Raw genomic sequence first — 20,913 nt, 5'->3', positions numbered from 1 at the left:
CATTCATGCTCGATCCTCGCGACGACCGCCACAGGGTGCGGCGTTCGTAGGCGCACATAGCGTGTCGAGCACAGCGGCGGGACCAGGAGAATGATGCGTCGTGCGTCTGCTTGTCGTCGAGGATAATGACCGGCTGGCAACACTGATCGCCGAAGGTCTGCAACGCCGGGGTTTCTCGTGCGATATCGCCGGCAACCTGGCCGATGCCGACAACGCCATGGACGGCGCGGTTTATGACGCCATCGTGCTGGACCTTGGTCTGCCCGACGGCGACGGGATCGACTGGCTGGCCGCCAGGCGCCGGTGCGGCCAGGTTCCGCCAGCTATCATCCAGACCGCGCGCGGCGCTCTGGAGGACCGCGTGACCGGTCTGGATGCCGGCGCGGACGACTATGTGGTCAAGCCAGTCGAGATTGATGAACTTGCCGCGCGGATTCGCGCGTTGCTGCGACGGCCCGGCCCTCGCATGCAGTCCGTATTGGAGGTCGGTGACTTGGCGTTCGATGCTGCCAGGCGTAGCGCGCGTTATGGCGGCAGAGCGATCGAGCTGTCGCGGCGCGAGGCGGACTTGCTGGAGTTGCTGATGCGCCGGGCCGGGACCGTGGTGCCACGCGGTACCATCGAGGATGCCCTCTATAGCTTCAACGAGCCGGTCACGCCCAACGCCGTGGAAGCGGCGATGTCGCGATTGCGGCGCAAGCTCGATGAGGTCGGTGCGAGCGAGAGCCTGCACACGATCCGCGGCATCGGCTACATGCTGCGGGACACCGCGATATGACTCGTCGCAGGTCCGTCGCCCGGCGCCTGATACGTGGACTCGGCGGGGTCAGCCTGATCGGGACGGTGCTGCTGCTGGGTGCTGTCGTGTTCTTCTATCGCCTTTCCTTCGAGGACCTCAGCGCGCGGGAAGCCACTGCGCGCGCGATCCGCGAGATGTCGGAGCATGTCGCACTGCCGCTGCTGGTGCTGATGGTGCCAATGGCGTTCGTCAGCCTCCGGGTCATTCGCCAGGCATTCGTGCCGATGGAGGAAGCCGCCCGGCAAATCGAAGCTGCCCGCGGACATGAACGCGGCTTTCGGATCGATACGTCGCGGATTCCTGCGGAAGCGTTGCCGTTCACGGGTGCCGTCAACGATCTCCTCGCACGCCTCGACGATGCGGCCGCCCGGCAGGAGGCATTTGCCGCCGACGTCGCGCACGAGTTGCGCACGCCGCTTGCTGTCCTCTCGCTGGAATTGGACCGGCTGGACCATACCGACGCCAGCCGCCTGAAGGGCGATGTGGCGGCGATGCGGCGGCTCATCGACCAGCTGATGTTGCTCGCCCAGATCGACGCCGCGACTGCGGCGCAAATAGCGCCCGAGACTGTGCCGCTCGCCGACGTGGCGACGGACGTCGTCAGCCTGTTGGCGCCCGGCGTGATCGCGGCCGGTCGGACGATCATGTTGGAAGCCGAAACGGAAGCTCCGGTCGTACGCGGCCGGCGCGAGGCAATTGCCGCGGCGCTGCGCAACCTCATAGAAAATGCAGTCCGCGCGACGCCGGCCAGTGGCGTCGTCCAGGTCCATGTCGGTCCTGGTCGCTCCATCCGGGTGAGAGACGAAGGACCTGGCCTTTCCCCCGACCGCCTGCAGGATCTAGTTCGGCGTCATAGCCGCGCCGACCATGCCAGCAAGGATGGCGCCGGTCTGGGCCTTGCCATCGTCGAGCGGATCATGGCCGCGCATGGCGGCACGCTGACGACCGACCCCGACATGCGCGAATTGTCGCTGCGCTTCCCGGACAACAGCTAAATCCTCTCGCCGTCAGGGAGCGGTCAGCTTGCTCCTCTAGCCGAGAGGCATGAACAGCCGAGCCTATCTCTCCCTTGGCGCCGTGATGGTGGCCGGCATCGTGTCCGGCCTTTGGTGGTTCACGGCTGACCCGAACGCGCCAGCCCCCCCTGCGGCGCGTCCGGCGACGGTTGTAACGAATGCGGGAGCCGTCTCCGGAGAACTCAAGGTCGGCAGCAAGCAGGCGGCCCAGCTTGGCATCCGGCTGGCTCCAGCGGTCGCTGCGGAAGAGGCCCCCCTCGCGACGGTGCCGGCAGTGATCCAGCCTCCCGCGAATGCGCGCGTGGCCGTGGCGGCCACGTTCCCGGGTGTGGTGATGCGCACCTTGGTCGTCGAGGGCGACACGGTGCGGCAGGGGCAGCCACTGGCCGTCATATCCAGCCGAGAGGTGCTGATGATGGGCGCGGATCTGACGCGCGCGAACGCACGACTGGGTGTCGCTCGATCGAACGCCGCTCGGCTCTCCCAACTCAGCCGCGAGGGCATCATCGCCGGTGCGCGTGCCGACGAGGCCGGTGCGATGGCCGTGGAAACCAGCGCCGACGTGTCCGAAAAGGCACGTATTCTGCGCATGGTCAACGGCCATGGCGCGAGCGGCCGCTATACGCTGACGGCGCCGATAGCGGGCCGCATCACCACTGCCAGCATCCAGACGGGAAATTCGGTGGACGGCACGACCGCGCCTTACGTGATCGATGCAGCGAACCGCTACGAAGTGCTCGGTCAGCTACCCGAGCGGCTGGTCGGGCTGGTCCACCCGGGCATGTCGGTGTGGATCGATCCGGACATACGGGGCCGCGTCACGGCGGTGGGGGCTACGATCGATCCGGCGACCCGTTCTGCCAGCGTGAAGGCCGAGATCGCGGCCGGTCCGGGTATCGTGGCGGGGCGGGCGACCAATCTGCTGATTTCCGGCCCGGCGCCCGCGGGCGCGGTCAGTGTGCCTGCCGCCGCCGTGGCAGCGTTAGGTGGCCGGACTGTCGTCTTCGTCGCCACCAAAGGCGGCTTCGGGGTGCGCGACGTGAAAAGCGGCGGAGCAAATGGAGGCCAGGCCGTCTTGTTGTCTGGCGTGAAGCCTGGCGAGCAGGTCGTCATGGCCGGCACGAGCGCGCTCAAGGCGCTCGCTTTGTCGCGGTAATCGGCCGATGCTGCGCTCGCTGGTCGCCACGGCTCTGTCCTATCGCCTACTCGTCCTTGCGCTCGCCGTGACGGTTGCGGGGCTGGGCGCATGGGCATTTATGAACCTGCCGGTCGATGCTTATCCCAACATCGCCCAGACCCAGGTCAAGATGATCCTCAAGGCGCCGGGGATGACCCCGGAGGAGGTTGAGAGCCGCGTCATCACGCCGATCGAGATGGAGATGCTCGGCATTCCCAACCAGGCGATCCTGCGTTCGACAGCCAAATATGCCATTGCCGACATCACGATCGACTTCACCGATGGCACCGATATCTACTGGGCGCGTCAGCAGGTCGCCGAGCGCCTGTCGGGCGTGATGGCCGATCTGCCGGCGTCGGTCAGCGGTGGCCTCGCTCCGATTTCGACGCCGCTCTCCGACGTCTACATGTTCACGATCGAGGGGCCGCTCAGCCTCCAGCAGAAGCGCGAGTTGCTCGACTGGACGATCCGGCCCGCACTGCGGACCGTGCCCGGCGTCGCCGATGTCAACGCGCTCGGCGGCTATGTGCGGACCTTCGAGGTCAGACCGGATCCGGTCGCGCTGGCGAGTGCGAAGCTTTCGATCGCCGACTTGCGCGGCGCGATCGAGAGCGGCAACCGCAACGACGGCGCGGGACGGCTCGCCAGCGGCGAGGAATCGTTGATCGTGCGCGCGGTCGGCGCGATCCGCACGGTCGAGGATCTCCAGTCGCTCGTGATCGCCAGCCGAGACGGTCGCATCATCCGCTTGGGCGATGTCGCCTCCGTCGGCACCGGCAGCCTCACCCGCTACGGTGCGGTCACCAGGAACGGCGAGGGGGAGGCCGTCGAGGGGCTGGTGATTGCCTTGCGCGGAGCAGACGCCCGCCAGGTCGTCGACGGCCTGCGCGTTCGGCTGGCGGAGCTTGAGAAAACCCTGCCGGCCGGCACTCATATCGATGTCTTCTACGATCGATCCGATCTCATCGGCCGCGCCGTCGGCACGGTCGAGGAGGCGCTGCTCGAAGCCACGATCCTCGTCGTCGTCCTGCTCATCCTGTTCCTGGGGGATTGGCGCGCAGCCGCGATCGTGGCGGCGACTCTGCCGATGGCAGCGCTCATCACCTTTCTATTCATGCGCGGTATGGGCTTGTCCGCCAATTTGATGAGCCTGGGCGGCCTCGCCATCGCGATCGGCATGCTGGTCGATGGCGCGGTGGTGGTCGTCGAGAATATCGTCGAGCGCCTCGGGCGAGCGCGTGAGGAGGGGCAGCCACGTCTCAATCAGGTCTTCCAGGCGTCAAGCGAGGTCATCGTGCCGGTCTCGGCCGGCATCGTCATCATCGCGCTGGTCTTCCTGCCGCTGCTCGCGCTCCAGGGGCTCGAGGGCAAGCTGTTCGCACCGGTCGCGCTCACCATCGTCTTCGCGCTCGCCGGATCGCTGCTGCTGGCCCTGACGCTGGTTCCGGTCCTGTCTTCATTCGGCCTCAAGAGCGGTCATCATGGCGAGCCTTGGATCATGCGTCAGATCTCACCGCGTTATCATGCGCTGCTGGAGGCCGCCTTCGTCCATAAGTGGGTCGTTTACGGCCTCGCGGCGGCGGGACTGGTGATCGCGGGCGTGGCCTATGAGGCTGTCGGCAAGACCTTCATGCCGACGATGGACGAGGGGTCGGTGATCGTCCAGCTGACCAAACTGCCTTCGATCAGCCTCGACCAGTCGCTGAAGGGCGATCTTGCGGTGCAGCGGGCGCTTCGAACCGTCCCGGAGGTGCAGGACGTGATCGCCCGCGTCGGCGCCGACGAGATCGGTCTCGATCCGATGGGACCGAACGAGACCGACAGCTTCGTGCGCCTGAAGCCGCAATCCGAATGGCGCGGCGACAAGGATTTCGTCGTCGGCGAGATGCGCACGGCGATCGAGGGATTGCCCGGCATCCAGCCAAGCTTCACCCAGCCGATCGAGATGCGCGTCTCCGAAATGCTGACTGGCGCGCGCGGCGACCTTGCAGTCAAGATCTTCGGCCCGGACCTGGCAACACTCGGCGATCTCGCCGGACAGGTACAGCATGCGCTGCTTGGGATTCGCGGCGCCTCGGAAGTGCTGACCGTCGCCAATGACCGTGTCGATTATCTCCAGCTCGGCATCGACCGCACTGCGGCCGGGCGGTTCGGCATGCCGATCGACCAGATGCAGGATGCTCTGCGCGCGCAGGTGGAAGGCGTCCGGGCGGGCATTGTCGCCGAGGGGCAGAAGCGCGTGCCGATCGTCATCCGGGGGGATGCGAGCCTGCGCTCCGATCCGGTCCGGTTCGCAGACCTGCAACTGAAGACACCGGACGGCGTGTTGGCGCGCGTCAGCGACATGGCTCGGGTCGAGAGGACTGAAGGGCCGGTCAAGCTCGATCATGAGAATGGTTCCCGCTTCGCGCTGGTGCAGGCCTTCGTTTCGGGGCGTGACCTGGTGGGGTATGTCGATGAGGCCAAGGCGGCAGTGGCGACTAAGGTGAAGCTGCCCGCGGGCTACCGCATCGTCTGGGGTGGCCAGTTCGAGAACCAGCAGCGCGCCTCGGCCCGGCTGATGCTTGTCATCCCGGTGGCGCTGTTGCTGATCTTCTTCGTGCTGCTGGCGACGCTTCGGTCGCTGCGCGCCGCGATCCTCATCCTGCTCAACATCCCCTTCGCGATGGTGGGCGGCGTGGTTTCGCTTTGGGCATCGGGCGAGTATCTTTCGGTGCCCGCCTCGGTCGGCTTCATCGCTCTGCTCGGGATCGCGGTGCTGAACGGGCTCGTGCTCGTGGCTTATTTCCGCCAGCTTCTGGCCGAGGGCTGCGACATGGCCGAAGCGGTCCGTCAGGGCGCGGAGCGCCGGCTCCGCCCGGTGCTGATGACCGCCAGCATCACCGCCTTCGGCCTCGTGCCCCTGTTGTTCGCCAGCGGTCCGGGATCGGAAATCCAGCGCCCGCTCGCGATCGTCGTCATCGGCGGGCTCATCACCTCCACGCTGCTGACGCTCGTCCTGCTGCCGATCCTGTTCGAGCGCTTCGGCGAGCGCGCCGAGGAAACCGAAAATGCCTGACCTGCTTCTGACCTTCCATTGCGCGATCCGGGACGTGGAGGCGGTCGTGGACGCACTGCGCTCCGTCTCCCACGCGCCGATCCACATACGCGAAGAAGCCGTGCGGGGCAGGGATTTCAGCGACGCGCGAACGGCCGAGCAGGTGACGGGCAATCTTCGGCGCAGCGCGATCGAGCTCATCGTCGCCGATGCCACTCTGGACGAGGTCGTCCGCGCGGTAACGGACTCTCGGCACGAACAGCCGGTGCGATGGCACGCCCTGTCGGTGGTCCACCGGGGGAGGATCGCATGAGGCCATCCTTCCTTGCCTTGACCGGGCTCCTGTCGCTGGCCGCCGGCACGCTCCAGGCCCAGCGCGCGGACCTCCCCCGGTCGAGAAGATCAATGAAGCGCTCGACAACCATCCGACAGTTGCCGCCGCTGCGGCGCGGGTCGAAGCCGCTCGATCCCAGAACGAGATGTTGCGCAGGGGCAGTCATGAAGTTCTGGTCAGCGGCAGCTATATTCGCCGCAGTGTCGATCGCGAGGGTGGCTATGACGAGTTCGACACCACCATTACCCGACCGTTCCGCCTACCCGGCAAGGCTGCGCTCGACCGCAAGTCGGGTGCGCTCGGACTCGAGGTGGCGGAGAACCAGATGGAGGATGCTCGCCATCAGGCGGCCTTGATGTTCTCCGGCCTCTGGCATGACTGGCTCGCCGCCGGCAGCCTTCACCGCAACGATCTCGAGACAGTGCATTCGCTCGAAGCTGCGCTGGCGGCGCTGCGCCGCCGTGTCCAGTTGCGCGATGCCTCGGCGCTCGATCTCGATCAGGCGTCGGCGGCTCTTGCGCAGGCGAAGGCGCTGGCCGCTGCGTCGCGCTCGACGCGCGAGCAGGCGCGCGCGATGCTCGCCGCCACGTTTCCGGAGATACCCCTTCCGCCCGAACCGCCAGAGTTGGCCTTGCCAGAACTACCGCCCCAGGATCTCGAGGCCATGCGGGCGCTGGTGATCGAGCGCAGCCACGAGATTCGTGCCGCAGACCGCGAGGCGCAGCGGCTCGGGGTGGTCGCGCAACGGATCCGGGCGGATCGGATCGCCGATCCGTCCTTCGGGTTCCGCCTGTTCAGCGAGCGCAGCGGCATGGAACGGGGCGTCGGCGTGGTCGCTTCCATCCCCCTGGGCGGTGGTTATCGCCGGGCGGCGGCAGATCAGGCCTCAGCCCAGGCGCATGCCGCCAATTTCGAATTTGCCAATGTCCGGCGAGCGGTCGCCGCGATTGCCGATGCCGACCTGTCCAACGCACGCACCCGGCTGGAGGCGTGGCGGAGTGCGCAGGAGTCGGCACAAAGTGCAGCGCAGGCGGCCGGAAGGACCGAGCGGGGTTACCAGCTCGGCGAGATCGATCTGGCCGACATGCTCTATGCCCGGCGGCAGGCCAAGGACAGTCGACGCTCGGAAATCGAAGCGCGCTCCGAAGCCGCCCGCGCCTTGCTGAAGCTCCAGATCGACTCGCACAGCATCTGGGCACCCGACGAGAATGCGCGATGATCGCTCGCTGATTTCGATCAACGTGGCCTGTTGGCATTCTTACCGTGGGACCACTTCCCGGCAAACACGAACCGCAGCGAATCTTTGAAAACGGGTGGTCGCAGCAAAGCGACATCGAAGCCTTCGCCGTCGCCGGCTGGCGACGTTCGAACCTGTCGGTTTTCGGCAATGAAGATGCGAAGTGCTTGAGTTCCATCCTCGGTGCCGGTGATCGAGAAGAAAGGCACGGCGATTGGTCTGAACGCAACCGAGTCGGCCTCCATCATCGCTGGCTGTGGGCCCAGCGCGATCGCCGCCTTCACACGCGGGTCGGCCAGCTTCAGGCTCGCGAGGAGATAACGCTGACCGGCGATCGCCAGCGTGGCCGCGGCGAATGATCGGCACGAACCCGCGTCATGCGCGCTTCTTCCCCGATTGTGGTTTCAGCCGCGCTACGCGACGGCAGCGTGCTGGTCATCAGGACAGGCTTCGATGGAGCGTACCACCTCGCTAGCGACTGGCAGCGATTGTCGAAGTGCGGAAGGCGTTGGGAGACGCCGTCCTGCTGGAGCGCGTTCCCGAGGATCTGCGCATCCGTGCCACTCGATTGTCGCTCCGCAGGATTCCGACCACCTCATCGACACGGCCTTCGCTACGGAACGTGCGTCACGATCAGCGCGGCTTGGTCTGAAGGCGAGGTTGAGATCGCAGTCGAGGATGATGGTCCGGGCGTCCCCATCGAGCCGCTCGCCGCAATCCTGACTGAACACCGGTCAGTTCAGCGCGTGGGCTGCCGTCTTGCTGGAGGGCCGGACGGTCGGGCAAAATGGACTTTACTCCCATCAATATATCGATTACAGTTCTTGTGTAATCGTGTAAGACCGGCCGGCCCAAGCCGGCATGTGGATAGAAAGGTTGCAATGAACGACATGACGGTTCCTATCGCTGGTACCGCCGAAATGCTCCAGATCGGGGATCCGGCGCCTAATTTCCAGGCGCGCACCACGATGGGGGTAATGAACCTCTCCGATTTTCGCGGGCGCTGGCTCATCCTGTTTTCGCACCCGGCGGATTTTACGCCGGTATGCACCAGCGAGTTCGTCGCATTATCGCGAGCCTCTGATCGTTTCAAGTCGCTGGACTGCGCGTTGTTGGCCGTGTCCGTTGACAGCCTTTATTCTCATCTTGGCTGGATCAAGGCCATTCGCGATGCCTTCGATGTGACCGTCAGCTTCCCGATCGTCGAAGATCCCTCGCTCATCATCGGGCGCGCCTATGGCATGATTTCCGACCGGTCGCCGGATGCGGCGACGATGCGTTCGACCTATTTCATCGATCCGGAAGGGATCATCCGTGCGATGATCTGCTATCCCGCCACCATCGGCCGCTCGGTCGAGGAAATGCTGCGGGTGCTCGCCGCATTGCAACGGGTCGACGCCGACAATGTCGTGACGCCCGAAGGCTGGCAGCCGGGTGAGGACGTCCTCCTGCCGCCGCATCAGGACCAGGCTGCGCTCCTTAAGGAAATCGATGATCCTCGCTGGTTCCACAGGACCCAGCCCGATCGAAAGGCGGGTTGATCCCATGCCCGAACGTCTGTCCGACACGCAAATCGAGGCCATTGCAGAGGCAATGCGCGCACTCGGCCATGAAACCCGGCTGCGCCTGGTCGATACGATCCACTCGGAAGGCGAGAAATCGGTTGGCGAACTTGAGGCCCTGACAGGCATCGGTCAACCCGGGCTCTCGCAACAGCTCGCAATCCTGCGCAAGGCGGAGCTTGTAACGACGCGACGCGCCGCAAAGCAGGTCTATTACAGTGTCGCGGCGGAGGCTCTGGAAACGGTCGCTCGCTTTCTGGGCGGGCTGGCCAATCTGCCACCTACCGAGGCGGGCAGCCAGATCAACCACCCGACGACCCGACGTGCGCGTGGGTCCGCGGCGATGTTCGCCAAGATTCTCTAAATCCCCGCGAACCTCAGTGCCGAGGCCCGCTCAGACATCCATCCTCAACTGCCGGCCTGCCAGCGCAAGCATGGCCGGGCGATGCGTGACGACGATCAGCCCGGACTGTGTCCTGTCCAGCCAGGCGTCGAGATTAGACTTCAACTGCTGCTCGGTCGCCACGTCCAGGCCTTCGCTGGGTTCGTCCAGCAATAGCCAGGGACGGCCGGCGAGCAGTGCCCGGGCAATAGACAGCCGCTTGCGCTGGCCGCCCGAAAGACGCGTTCCGCCGTCGCCGATCCAGGTCATCAGTCCATGCGGCATGGCGCGGACCTCATCGGCAAGGCAGGAGGTCGCTAGGGCATTCCAGAGCGCCGCGCCGGACAAGCCGGAGCGCGCAAGCCGGAGATTGTCGGCGATCGTCCCGGCAATCATCTGCGCGTCTTGGGGGACAGCGCGAACAGCGGTCGACGACCCGACGTTGGGCAATCGGTCACCGGAAGGTCGTCGATGGTCACCGGCAACCCGCAATTGTCACGCAGGCCGGCGAGGCAGGCGAGAAGGCCGGTCTTTCCACAGCCGGACGGCCCGGTGATCGCGAGCCTGTCGCCGGGGTGCATCGTGATCGCGTCGGCACCTGTTCCGATCGTGATCCGCATCCCCGGCAGGCTTGGTACCGCCAGGGGAGGCCGTTGCGTTCGGGCGACCAGACCGGAGAGCCTTTGGAGCCCCGCAGCGACCGTTGCGTCGCGCCCGATGGAGCGCACCGCCGCGCCTATTGCCTCGATCGCACCGGCGGCCGCAAGCCCGGCCAGCATCGTCACGGGAAGCGATGCGCTGGACAGGCCGATGACCGTGGCCATCGCGATGCCGCCCGTCAGCGTTACGATTGCCGCCAGCATCGCTTCGGCACGTGCGAACACGAGCCGGGCCCGGTCAAGGTCCGCCGCGGGACTTTGCAGCTCACCTTCAACCGCTTCGCGCATCGCATAAGCGACGATCTCTGCCGAGCAGGCCGCATATTCGACGACATCATGCTTGAGCCGGGCGATCGCGTCCTGGATTTCGCGCGCCGGGACGGGGAGCAGCCGCCTGGCTAGCAGCCATGATGTCCCCAAGGTCACGATCATGATGGTGAGGAGCGCCATTGCAGCGCCCCAGCCCGCCGCTGCGCAGAGCAGGAGCGCGGCACCCGCGCCTGCGATTGACCCGAGCAGGCCGGGCGTGCGGACGAAGCTGTCTTCAAGCGCCTCGACATCCTGCAGCAGGGTCGCAGCCACGTCGCCAGAGGCGCTGGCCAGGTCAGGCGCCGCGACGAAGCGTTGAAAGAGATCCGCTCGCAGGGTGGCGAGCGTTTGGAGCGCCGCTCTGTGGCCCTGAAGGCGCTCGCCATAGCGCGAGAGGGTCCGCACGATCGCGAGCAGGCGGATGGCGGCGCTCGGCAGGAGATAGTTGAACGCCTGGACTGTGGCGATGCCCGCGATGCCCGCCAGCGCGGCGCCGGTGATGAACCAGCCCGACAGTCCCAGCAACGCCACGGCGCTGACGGCCGCCATGATCGCATAGAGGATCGCGAGGCGCATCGCGCTGCGCTGCGCGCGGCTCGCGCTCGACAGCAATCCCTGGAGATCGTTCCTCGTCATGCGAGGATCACATGCTGGTCAGCGATTGCCGCGATCCGCGGATCGTGGGTCACGAGCAGTACGGTGCGCCCCGCGGCCGCTTGGCGGATTTCCTGCATTATCGCATCGGCAGACTGGCGGTCCAGATCGGCTGTCGGTTCATCGAGCAACCACAGGGGCGCGTCGCGCAGCAGAGCGCGGGCGATGCCGATCCGCCGGCGCTCGCCGCCCGACAGACCCGAACCGCGCGTATCCAGCCGCGTGGCGAGGCCTTCGGCGCGTCCTGCAACCAAGGCGAGCAGCCCCGCGCGGCGAGCGACATCCTCAACCTCCGCATCCGGTGCGCCAGGCCGCGCCAGCCGGATATTGTCGGCGATCGTGCCAGGCAGAAGTGCAGTCGTCTGGCCTGCCCAGCTGACCTGGCCATGCAGCCCGCGCATCGCCAGCGGCCTGTGGTCGATGAGTATGTCGCCCGTCGCCGGCGCAAGGCCCATCAGGGCGTTCAGCAGGCTGGACTTGCCGCTTCCGGTCGGTCCGGACAGCACCGTCATGCGGCCGGCGGGGATGTCCAGCGTGAAAGGCCCCACGCGCCGATCGCCATAATCGACGATCAGCGCAGCGATCGCGATCGCCGGCGCGTGCCACAAAGGCGCGGGCGCCAGATCGGGCGAAGCCGGCGGCAGCGCCGCAAGTCGCTCCATCGCCGCTTCGCCGATCTGTTTGTCGTGATAGGCCGCCGCCAGGCGCCGCATGGGCAGGTAGAATTCCGGCGCGAGCACCAGCACGAAGAGCGCCCGGTCCAGATCGAGCGTCTCGGGCGTCGGAAAAGGTAGCAGTCCGAGCAGGTTGAAGCCGCAATAGACCGCCACCAGGGCAACCGACAGGGCTGCGAAGAATTCAAGGACTGCGCTCGACAGAAAGGCGACGCGCAGCACGGTCAGGGTGCGCTCTGCAACCTCCCGGGTCGTCCCGGCCAAGTGCCGGCCGATCCTTTCCTGCGCCCCGAAGCTGATGATGACCGGCAGCGCCCTGACCCGGTCGATGAAAAGGCCGGACAGACGGCCGAGTATGTCGAGTTGCCGGGCAGCCGCCCTGCTCGCGGCCGTGCCCGCCAGGATCATTCCCAAGGCGAAAGGCACGAGCGTCGCAAGCAGGATCGCGGCCGCCACCCAACTCGCTGCCGCTGCCGCCGCGGCGATGAGGAGAGGCGTCGTCGCCGCGGCAAATCGCAGCGGCAGAAAGCGGGCATGATAGCCATCCAGATCCTCGATCCGGTCCGTGGCGTCGGCGACTTGTTCGCCGAGCATGGTCCGCGAACCAGCAGAGGCGGTCAGGATCGCGGCAAAGGCGCGCAGCCGCCAGCTATGCTTGGCTGCCACCGCCGTCTTCTGGCCCGACCCTGTCGCCGCCATCTGGACGCTCGCACGCAATGCCGCTGCGATCGTCAGCCCCGCCAGCGACGTCAGCAGTCCCTCGCGGCTGGACGCAGCGAGGCTAAAATGCGCGGCGCAGGCGAGGCCGGCGGCCATCGCGATGGCGCCGGCACCGTCGGCAAGCCAGAGGAGGGAAGGGGGTGTCGCGGGCATCATCTGGTCAATGGCTGCTTGCTCATATACATAATTACGTCTAGTGGCTAAACGAAATCGACTCGACCGACCGATCGAGCCGCCAGTTTCCGTCCGGAGGTGTTGCCAAGATGGATATGGCTGTAATCGAGCTCTCGCGCCTCCAGTTCGCGTTGACTGCTCTCTATCACTTCCTGTTCGTGCCACTCACGCTTGGCCTGTCGTTCATGCTTGTCATCATGGAAAGCATCTATGTGATGACGGGCCGGCCGATCTGGCGGACGGTTACCCGTTTCTGGTCGAAGCTCTTCGGAATCAACTTCGTGCTCGGCGTGGCCACGGGGCTCACCATGGAATTCGAATTCGGCACGAACTGGTCCTATTTCTCGCATTATGTCGGCGACATCTTCGGCGCGCCGCTGGCCATCGAAGGACTGATGGCCTTCTTCCTCGAAGCGACCTTCGTCGGCCTCATGTTCTTCGGTTGGGACAAGCTCTCGACGCGACAGCATCTCTTCACCACCTTCATGGTGGCGCTCGGCTCCAATCTTTCCGCGCTGTGGATTCTCGTTGCCAATGGCTGGATGCAGCACCCGGTGGGGTCGCGCTTCAATCCGGATACGATGCGGATGGAAGTGACCGATTTCACGGCGGTGCTGTTCAATCCGGTCGCGCAGGCGAAGTTCGTCCATACCGTCAGCGCCGGCTATGTGACCGCCTCGGTCTTCGTGCTCGGTGTCTCGGCCTGGTATCTGCTCAAGGGCAAATGGGTGGCGGTGGCCAAGCGCTCCTTCACCGTCGCCGCCGCTTTCGGGCTTGCGTCGTCGCTCTCGGTCGTCGTGCTGGGCGACGAGAGCGGATATGCCCTCACCGACAACCAGAAGATGAAATTGGCCTCGCTGGAGGCTATGTGGCACACCGAACCCGCGCCTGCCGGCATTGCCATCTTTGGTATCCCCAGTCTCGAAGGGCGCGATACGCGCTATGAAATCAAGATCCCCTATGTGCTGGGCTTGATCTCGACGCGCAGCCTGACCGGCCAGGTCGAGGGTATCACCGAACTCGTCGCCAAGGCGCAAGGCCGGATTGAAAACGGCATCCAGGCCTATGACGCGGTCGAGAAGCTCAAGGTCAATCGCACCGACATGGTCGCGCGCGAACAGTTCGAGCGGCACAAGCTCGATCTGGGCTATGCCATGCTGCTCAAGCGCTATGTGGCCGATCCGCGGAAAGCTACGCCGGACCAGCTCATCCAGGCCGCATGGTCCACGGTGCCGAACGTGCCGGTCATGTTCTGGGTGTTCCGGGTGATGGCGGGGCTTGGTTTCTTCTTCATCGCCTTCTTCGGCGCTGCTTTCTACATCGCCTCGATCCGGCGTTTTGGCTGCGTCAACGGCGTCTGTCGCCTGTTCATGCGGGCTGCGGTCTGGATCATTCCGCTCCCGTGGCTCGCTGCCGAGTTCGGCTGGGTGCTTGCCGAGATCGGACGCCAGCCCTGGGCGATCGAGGGCGTCCTGCCGACCTTCCTGGGCGCTTCCAGCCTCACGGTTGGCCAGCTCTGGACGACGATCATCGGATTTACGCTGCTCTATGGCACGCTGGCGGTGATCGAGGTGCGGCTCATGCTGGCGGCCATCCGCAAGGGACCGCTGGAACACACCGATGAGCCGTCGGATGCGGCTGTAGCGGGGCACGGCTATACGCCGCTGCCCGCCGAATAAGGAGAGCGATCATGGTGCCTCCCATCGACTATGAGACCCTTCGCCTGATCTGGTGGGGCCTGATGGGCATCTTGCTCATCGGGTTCGCGCTGACCGACGGGTTCGATCTCGGCGTGGCCGCCTTGTTGCCCTTCGTCGCGAAGACTGACGCTGAGCGGCGGATGGTGATCAATTCGATCGGCGCCACTTGGGAAGGAAACCAGGTCTGGTTCATCCTAGGCGGCGGCGCGATCTTTGCGGCCTGGCCGTTCGTCTATGCGGTGAGCTTCTCCGGTTTCTATCTCGCCATGTTCCTAGTGCTCGCCGCACTGATCCTGCGCCCCGTTGGTTTCAAATATCGCTCCAAGAAGCCCGATCCCGCCTGGCGCAGCCGCTGGGACTGGGCGTTGTTCGTCGGCGGGTTCGTACCGGCTTTGGTGTTCGGCGTGGCGGTCGGCAATGTGCTGACCGGTATTCCCTTCCGCTTGGATGGCGACCTGCGCTCCTTTTACGAGGGCAGCCTGCTCGGCCTGTTCCATCCCTTCTCGCTGCTGGCCGGTCTGTTGTCGGTCGCGATGCTGGTCCTGCACGGCGCAAGCTGGCTGGCGATCAAGATCGAACGCGGCGCGGTTCGTGATCGCGCCCGGCGTTTCGGGCAGTCTGCTGCAACCCTTTCGATCCTGCTTTTCGCCATCGGCGGCCTGATCGTGGCGCGCGGCGGCATGGGGTTCCGCATGACGGGTATCGTCGATCCGATGGGGCCATCCAATCCACATCTGATGTCCATGATCGCTGCGCCCGGCGCGTGGATGAGCAATTATGCGCTCCATCCCTGGATGCTGGTCGCGCCGGTGCTTGGTTTTGCAGGCCCGCTGATTGCGCTCGCTGGGATCCGGACCGGCCGCGAAGCGCTGGCGTTCGGCGGTTCGTCGTTCGGCACGCTCGGCATCATCGCCACGGTGGGCCTATCGATGTTCCCTTTCATCCTGCCCAGTTCGATCGACCCGGCCTCCAGCCTGACCGTCTGGAACGCGTCCTCCAGCCATTTGACGTTGTTCGTCATGCTGCTGGTGACGCTGATTTTCTTGCCGATCGTGCTGCTCTACACCGCCTGGGTCTATAAGGTGCTGTTCGGACGGATCACGCTCAATGACGTCGGCATCAACCCGGACTTCTACTGATCTGGAGGACATCGACCATGTGGTATTTTACTTGGATATTGGGTCTTGGTCTGGCTGTCGCCTTCGGGGTCCTGAACGGGCTCTGGCACGAGTTTCGTTCTGATCCCGGAGAAGACGTGACGTTGTAACGGGTCGCGAGACGGGCAAGTGCCAGCGACGTTCCTGACCGCGAGTCAGTCTGCCATCATCGACGTTGTTTCGATGAAGCGTTGATGCCAGGATACGCCTCGCCGGGCAGCGAAGGCGATTGCCGCCCGTGGGATCGACCAGTCGAATTCGGAGAAGACCATATGGGTTCGTTGCCCGGATCATCGACGGTCGCGTCAACACTGGAACGATGCGAGAAATCGGTCGCCGGGGTGCCCGGGGCATGGCAGCCAAGGCTATCGCAGTTCCCTTGAACATCACCCGTTCTATCTTTCGCTGAAATTGTCGCAGAGAAATCCCATCAGGGCATCCACGTCCGGGTTGGCGATGCTGTAATAGATGGTGGTGCCTTCCCTGCGGTTCCGCACCAGGCCGCCTTCGCGCATCTTGCCCAGATGCTGGGAGACGCTGGATTGGGAGAGGCCGCACGATTCCACCAGCGCGCCAACCGGCGCCTCGCCCTCGCGCAGACGGCACAACAGCAGCAACCTTTGCTCATTGGCCACCAGCTTGAGCAAGCCGGCGACTTCTGTCGCACGCTCGCAAAGCATTTCGGCGGCAGCGCCAGTCGAGGCCATCATCGTGACGCGCTTTTCCCGTCATCCCGCAGCACGACATAGATCGCCGGAATGACGAGAACGGTGAGCAGGGTTGAAGAAGCAAGGCCGAAAAGCAGTGAGATTGCAAGACCCTGAAAGATCGGATCGGTCAGGATGACGGCCGCGCCGATCATCGCCGCCGCGGCCGTCAGCACGATCGGCTTGAACCGGATGGTGCCGGCCTCGATCAGCACATCGCGCAGCGGCTTGCCCGGTGTCGAGGTGCGGCGGATGAAATCGACGAGCAGGATCGAGTTGCGCACGATGATGCCGGCGAGCGCGATGAAGCCGATCATCGAGGTGGCCGTGAACGGGGCCGAGAACAGCATGTGCCCGATGACGATGCCGACCAGCGTCAGCGGGACCGGAGTCAGGATCACCAGCGGCAGCTTGAAGTTGCGGAATTGCGCCACGACCAGGATGTAGATGCCGAGCAGCGCGACCATGAACGCTGCCCCCATGTCGCGGAAGGTGACCCAGGTGATCTCCCACTCGCCATCCCACAGCAGCGAGGTGACGGACTCATCGGTGGGCTGGCCGTTGAGGCGGATGATCGGCTTGGCCAGGCCCCTGGATGCCCAGTCATGGCGGTCGACCGCCCTGTCGACCGCCAGCATGCCATAGATAGGCGCTTCATATTCGCCAGCGAGCTCGGCCGTGACCATGTCGGCGAAGCGGCCGTCGCGGCGGAAGATCGCGGGGCTGCCTTGTTCGTTGCGCGCGTCCACGACCGCGCCCAGTTCGATCAATTGGCCGCCTGGCGTTGCCGCAACCGGCGTGCTGGCCAGCGTCTGCGACCATCCCCGTGCCGATTGCGGCAGGGCGATGGTGATCGGCAATGGCGTGCGGCCCTGGCCGCGCGGCGCATAGCCGACCGTCTGACTGCCCAACAGCGCGCTGATGCTGTCGGCGACCTGACGTTCCGAAAGCCCGTAATAATCGATGCGGTCGCGCTGCGGGATCAGGCGCAATTTGGGCCGAGGCTGGCCGAAGCTGTCGTCGACATCGACGATATAGGGGACCGAACGAAAGATCTTTTCCAGCTCGGTGGCGGTGCGCTGCCGGGTCTGCGCATCTGGACCGTAGACCTCGGCCAGCAGGGTCGCGAGCACGGGCGGCCCCGGCGGTGTCTCGACGACCTTGATCGAGGCCCCCTTGGGCAGTTTCAGCACCTTGAGCTGTTCGCGCAGGGCAAGGGCGATCTGGTGGCTCGAACGGTCGCGCTCGCCCTTGGGCAACAAGGCGACCATCACGTCGCCCATCTCCGGCTTGTTGCGCAGGAAATAGTGGCGAACGAGGCCATTGAAGTTGAACGGCGCGGACGTGCCGACGTAGGCTTCCATCGCGGTCGCCTCGGGTAGACTGCGCGCCACGGTCGCCACATCCTCAAGCGTCCGGCCGGTGGCCTCCAGGCTGGTGCCTTCGGGCATGTCGACCACCACCTGCAGCTCCGACTTGTTGTCGAAGGGTAGCAGCTTCACCGTCACGGCCTTGAAATAAAACATCGAGCAGGCGAGCAGCGTGGCGATGCCGACTGCGATCAGGAAATTGCGCGCCGACGTACGGCTGTCGATGATGCGGTGCGCGACGCGGGCATAGAGCCGGCCGAGCCTGCCGCCGCTTTCGTCATGTGGGTGGCCGGCATGCGCCGTTCCGTCCGCCAGTGCCTTGCGCGCGAAGCGAACCATCAGCCAGGGCGCGATCACGACCGCGACGAAGAAGGAAAAGACCATCGCTGCCGAGGCGTTGACCGGAATGGGCGCCATGTAGGGACCCATGAGGCCGGAGACGAACAGCATCGGCAGCAAGGCGGCAACCACGGTGAGGGTTGCCACCACGGTCGGGTTGCCGACCTCGGCCACGGCCTCGATCGCGGCCTGCGTTCGGGTTCGATCGTCCGGCATCGCCCAGTGGCGCGCGATATTCTCGATCATGACGATGGCGTCGTCGACCAGGATGCCGATCGAGAAGATCAGCGCGAACAGGCTGACCCGGTTGATCGTGTAGCCCATGAGGTTCGAGGCGAACATGGTGAGCAGGATCGTCGTAGGGATGACGACTGCGGTCACGCCAGCCTCGCGCCAGCCAATGGCAAAGCCGATCAGGACGACGATCGAGACGGTCGCGAGCGCCAGATGGAATAGCAGCTCATTGGCCTTCTCGTTCGCCGTCGCGCCATAGTTGCGCGTGACCGCGACATCGATCCCGTCAGGGATAAGCTTGCCCTTGAGGCTTTCGATCCTGGACAGCACGGCGTCGGAGACGACAACCGCATTGGCGCCCGACCGCTTGGCGATGGCGATGCTGACGGCGGGCGCGCTCGACCATTGGTTGCCCGCCCGCGCCCAGCGCCACGCGCGGGACTGATCCTCACGTGGTCCCTGGCTGACGGCGGCAACGTCGCGCAGGTAGACCGGTGCGCCGCGTGCCGAACGGACGGTGAGCATGCCCACTTCCTGTGCCGAGGACAAAGTGCGGCCGGCCGTAACGGAGACCGCTTGGCCGCCCTCCCGAATGCTGCCTGCCGGAAAACTGCGATTGGCCTGGCCGGCCGCCTCGATGACGCTGCCGAGCGGCACGCCATATTGGTTGAGCTTGGCCGGGTCGGGCGCGATCCGGATCTCGTCGGGGCGGCCGCCGGTCAGGAAGGTCAGGCCGACATTGTCGACCTTGGCGATCTCGGTGCGCAGCTTGGTGGCAAGATCGTAGAGCGCCTGATCGCTCCATCGTCCAGCGGCGCCGGGCTTGGGCGTGAGCGTCAGCACGATCGCGGGCACGTCGTTGATTCCGCGTACGGTGACCTTGGGATCGGGGATTCCAACCGGAATCCGGTCCCAATTGGCGCGCAGCTTCTCGTCGATGCGGGTCGCGGCAGCCTCGGGATTCGATCCCACCACGAAGCGCGCGGTCACCATCACGCCGTCATCTTCGGCCTGGGTATAGACATGTTCGACGCCATCGACGCTCTTGACGATGGTCTCGAGCGGAATCCCGACCAACTCGACGGCGTCGGCAGCGGCGAGACCGGGCGCCATCACCTGGATGTCGACCATCGGGACGCTGATCTGCGGCTCCTCCTCGCGGGGAATCGAGAAGAGCGCGAGAAGCCCGACCGCGATTGCCGCCATCAGGAACAGCGGCGTCAGCGGAGACATGATGGTCGCGCGGGTCAGCCGCCCGGAGATGCCGAGGTTCATTTGCGCGAGCCCGCCCGGAAGAGCGTGTCGCCTGCGGCGACACCGCTCAATATCTCGATCTTGTCGGGGTCGGCGGTGGGTGCCACCTGGACGGGCACGGCGCTTACGCGGCGGTCGGCCGTCACCACGTCGACCTGGTCGATACCGTAGCGGGTCGAGACGAAGCGTCGCGGCACGACCAGGGCACGGCGCCGGCCCACCTCGATCGAGACGCCGACGCGGCGTCCCACGAACTGCGTCGAAAGGCCGGGCGCGGTCGCGTCGACACGCACCCGGCCCCCGGTGACGGCGGGATAAACCTGCGTCACTCGGCCCTGACGCGACCCGTCGGGCAGATCGCCTTCAGCCACCAATATCTGCGCGCCGTTACGCACTTGTCCGGCAAGCGATTCCGGTAGTTCGAGCCGCAGCAGGGGAGGGCCGGCAGTGATCGTCGCCACCGACATGCCCGCCGTGACGACCGATCCGGCCGGAATGTCCGCACGCAGCACCCGGCCGCTGGCTGGTGCGAGGATCGCACCTTGACCGGCGACGCTGGCGCTTGCGCCTTGCTGTGCGCGTGCCGCCGCAACCTGCGCATCCGCCGCGCGCGACATGGCGACGGCCTGGTCGAGGCGCGCCCTGGCATAGACCTTGTTGTTATAGAGATCCTGGATGCGGGCGAGGTCGCTGCGCGCGCGCGCAGCCTCTGCCTGTGCGGCTGCGACCTGGGCACCATAAACGCTGGTCTCGTAGCCGAGACGTGCATCGACGACCGTGCCGATGCGCTGGCCCTTTTTGACCGTATCGCCTTCGCGGACCGAAAGGCTGACAAGCGTGCCCGGTATCCGCGCGAGCGCTTCGGCGGAATCGCGCGTCGTAATCTCTGCGCCGACCGCCTTCATGTCGGCGATGTCGCTTGCTGCGAGCTTCAGCGACTCGCCGGCGGGGAGGGTCGCGGAGGCCCGTTCGGCCGCTTCCTTGCCGCTGCAGGATGACAAGGCGAGCGATGCGCTCGCAAGCCAGGCCCATTTTGTGCTGCTGCGCATCCCCAACCCTTTCGCTCCTATTTGCCGCTGACGATTGGCAGGCCCGCTTCCTTCCATGCGCCGATGCCGCCCCCCAGATGCGTATCGATCGGCGCTTGCGCCTGAGCACAACGGTCCAGCGCCATGCCGGAGCGCTTACCGCCCGCGCATTGAAGCACGACCGTGCGCCCCGCTGCATCCGGGACATTACGTGGTGAAAAGGTCGACAAAGGCATGTTCACTGCGCCGGCGATGTGGCCCGCCGCGAATTCGTCCGGCTCGCGCACGTCGATCAGCAGCGCGGAACCGTCCGCGAGCATGCCCTTGAGCTCCAAGGGTCGAAGTTCGCGATGGGACTTGGCCTTTCCGAAACCAAACATGAGATGTTCC

The 20,913-nt window shown here is 65.5% G+C and carries 18 protein-coding genes and 1 pseudogene; 12 read left to right on the top strand and 7 right to left on the bottom strand.

Annotated elements, in window-relative coordinates; all coding sequences use genetic code 11:
* The first annotated feature begins 100 nt into the window (after positions 1-100).
* The 9 genes and pseudogenes from AB4Z44_RS15025 to AB4Z44_RS14985 all read left to right on the top strand — a co-directional run bounded on the left by AB4Z44_RS15025 (position 101) and on the right by AB4Z44_RS14985 (position 9,526).
* Complete coding sequence (locus AB4Z44_RS15025; protein ID WP_404710504.1) at positions 101-778, top strand: response regulator; 678 nt, start codon at positions 101-103, stop codon at positions 776-778.
* Complete coding sequence (locus AB4Z44_RS15020; RefSeq protein ID WP_404710503.1) at positions 775-1,794, top strand: sensor histidine kinase; 1,020 nt, start codon at positions 775-777, stop codon at positions 1,792-1,794. Before AB4Z44_RS15025 ends, AB4Z44_RS15020 begins: the two co-directional genes overlap by 4 nt.
* A gap of 49 nt (positions 1,795-1,843) precedes the next feature.
* Complete coding sequence (locus AB4Z44_RS15015; protein WP_404710502.1) at positions 1,844-2,971, top strand: efflux RND transporter periplasmic adaptor subunit; 1,128 nt, start codon at positions 1,844-1,846, stop codon at positions 2,969-2,971.
* 7 nt (positions 2,972-2,978) lie between these two features.
* The gene (locus tag AB4Z44_RS15010) at positions 2,979-6,050 is read left to right on the top strand and encodes an efflux RND transporter permease subunit (protein ID WP_404710501.1); all 3,072 of its coding nucleotides are present in this window, start codon (positions 2,979-2,981) and stop codon (positions 6,048-6,050) included.
* On the top strand, positions 6,043-6,342 hold the full coding sequence (locus AB4Z44_RS15005) for a DUF3240 family protein (RefSeq protein ID WP_404710500.1): 300 nt from the start codon (positions 6,043-6,045) through the stop codon (positions 6,340-6,342). The genes AB4Z44_RS15010 and AB4Z44_RS15005 overlap by 8 nt, the downstream gene beginning before the upstream one ends.
* Positions 6,339-7,582, top strand: a pseudogene (locus AB4Z44_RS15000) (TolC family protein). Before AB4Z44_RS15005 ends, AB4Z44_RS15000 begins: the two are co-directional and overlap by 4 nt.
* A 44-nt stretch (positions 7,583-7,626) precedes the next feature.
* On the top strand, positions 7,627-7,959 hold the full coding sequence (locus AB4Z44_RS14995) for a hypothetical protein (RefSeq protein ID WP_404710499.1): 333 nt from the start codon (positions 7,627-7,629) through the stop codon (positions 7,957-7,959).
* 522 nt (positions 7,960-8,481) lie between these two features.
* Complete coding sequence (locus AB4Z44_RS14990; protein ID WP_404710498.1) at positions 8,482-9,141, top strand: peroxiredoxin; 660 nt, start codon at positions 8,482-8,484, stop codon at positions 9,139-9,141.
* A gap of 4 nt (positions 9,142-9,145) precedes the next feature.
* Positions 9,146-9,526 (top strand): ArsR/SmtB family transcription factor, encoded by a 381-nt coding sequence (locus tag AB4Z44_RS14985; RefSeq protein ID WP_404710497.1) that lies wholly within the window; start codon positions 9,146-9,148, stop codon positions 9,524-9,526.
* A 30-nt stretch (positions 9,527-9,556) separates the two neighbouring features.
* On the opposite strand, the gene AB4Z44_RS14980 is transcribed toward AB4Z44_RS14985, so the two are convergent.
* Genes AB4Z44_RS14980 through cydD form a run of 3 tightly spaced genes read right to left on the bottom strand, consistent with a single transcriptional unit; the run spans position 9,557 to position 12,716 of the window.
* Entirely contained in the window at positions 9,557-9,940 is a 384-nt protein-coding gene (locus AB4Z44_RS14980; protein WP_404710496.1) for an ATP-binding cassette domain-containing protein, read from the bottom strand.
* Positions 9,937-11,148, bottom strand: coding sequence for an ATP-binding cassette domain-containing protein (locus tag AB4Z44_RS14975; protein ID WP_404710495.1), 1,212 nt, complete (start codon positions 11,146-11,148; stop codon positions 9,937-9,939). The genes AB4Z44_RS14980 and AB4Z44_RS14975 overlap by 4 nt, the downstream gene beginning before the upstream one ends.
* On the bottom strand, positions 11,145-12,716 hold the full coding sequence (cydD, locus tag AB4Z44_RS14970; RefSeq protein ID WP_404710494.1) for a thiol reductant ABC exporter subunit CydD: 1,572 nt from the start codon (positions 12,714-12,716) through the stop codon (positions 11,145-11,147). Before cydD ends, AB4Z44_RS14975 begins: the two co-directional genes overlap by 4 nt.
* 107 nt (positions 12,717-12,823) lie before the next feature.
* Between cydD and AB4Z44_RS14965 the strand changes: the two genes are divergently transcribed.
* From AB4Z44_RS14965 to cydX, 3 genes are read left to right on the top strand one after another with little or no spacing between them, the layout of a single operon-like run.
* Positions 12,824-14,413, top strand: a complete 1,590-nt coding sequence (locus AB4Z44_RS14965) for a cytochrome ubiquinol oxidase subunit I (protein ID WP_404710493.1) — start codon at positions 12,824-12,826, stop codon at positions 14,411-14,413.
* An 11-nt stretch (positions 14,414-14,424) separates the two neighbouring features.
* Positions 14,425-15,573, top strand: a complete 1,149-nt coding sequence (gene cydB, locus AB4Z44_RS14960) for a cytochrome d ubiquinol oxidase subunit II (protein WP_404710492.1) — start codon at positions 14,425-14,427, stop codon at positions 15,571-15,573.
* 17 nt (positions 15,574-15,590) lie between these two features.
* A complete protein-coding gene (cydX, locus tag AB4Z44_RS14955) occupies positions 15,591-15,701 on the top strand; it encodes a cytochrome bd-I oxidase subunit CydX (RefSeq protein WP_404710491.1) in 111 nt (36 codons plus the stop codon).
* A 285-nt stretch (positions 15,702-15,986) separates the two neighbouring features.
* On the opposite strand, the gene AB4Z44_RS14950 is transcribed toward cydX, so the two are convergent.
* From AB4Z44_RS14950 to AB4Z44_RS14935, 4 genes are read right to left on the bottom strand one after another with little or no spacing between them, the layout of a single operon-like run.
* A complete protein-coding gene (locus tag AB4Z44_RS14950) occupies positions 15,987-16,298 on the bottom strand; it encodes an ArsR/SmtB family transcription factor (protein WP_404714241.1) in 312 nt (103 codons plus the stop codon).
* Positions 16,298-19,516: an efflux RND transporter permease subunit gene (locus AB4Z44_RS14945; RefSeq protein ID WP_404710490.1), complete on the bottom strand. Its 3,219-nt coding sequence runs from the start codon at positions 19,514-19,516 to the stop codon at positions 16,298-16,300. Before AB4Z44_RS14945 ends, AB4Z44_RS14950 begins: the two co-directional genes overlap by 1 nt.
* On the bottom strand, positions 19,513-20,544 hold the full coding sequence (locus AB4Z44_RS14940; RefSeq protein WP_404710489.1) for an efflux RND transporter periplasmic adaptor subunit: 1,032 nt from the start codon (positions 20,542-20,544) through the stop codon (positions 19,513-19,515). The genes AB4Z44_RS14945 and AB4Z44_RS14940 overlap by 4 nt, the downstream gene beginning before the upstream one ends.
* A 17-nt stretch (positions 20,545-20,561) precedes the next feature.
* Positions 20,562-20,903, bottom strand: coding sequence for a rhodanese-like domain-containing protein (locus AB4Z44_RS14935; protein ID WP_404710488.1), 342 nt, complete (start codon positions 20,901-20,903; stop codon positions 20,562-20,564).
* Positions 20,904-20,913 lie beyond the last annotated feature (10 nt).

Source organism: Sphingomonas sp. MMS24-J13, from assembly GCF_044905095.1.
GTDB lineage: Bacteria > Pseudomonadota > Alphaproteobacteria > Sphingomonadales > Sphingomonadaceae > Sphingomonas_I.
This window is presented reverse-complemented; position numbering and strand designations above follow the sequence as displayed.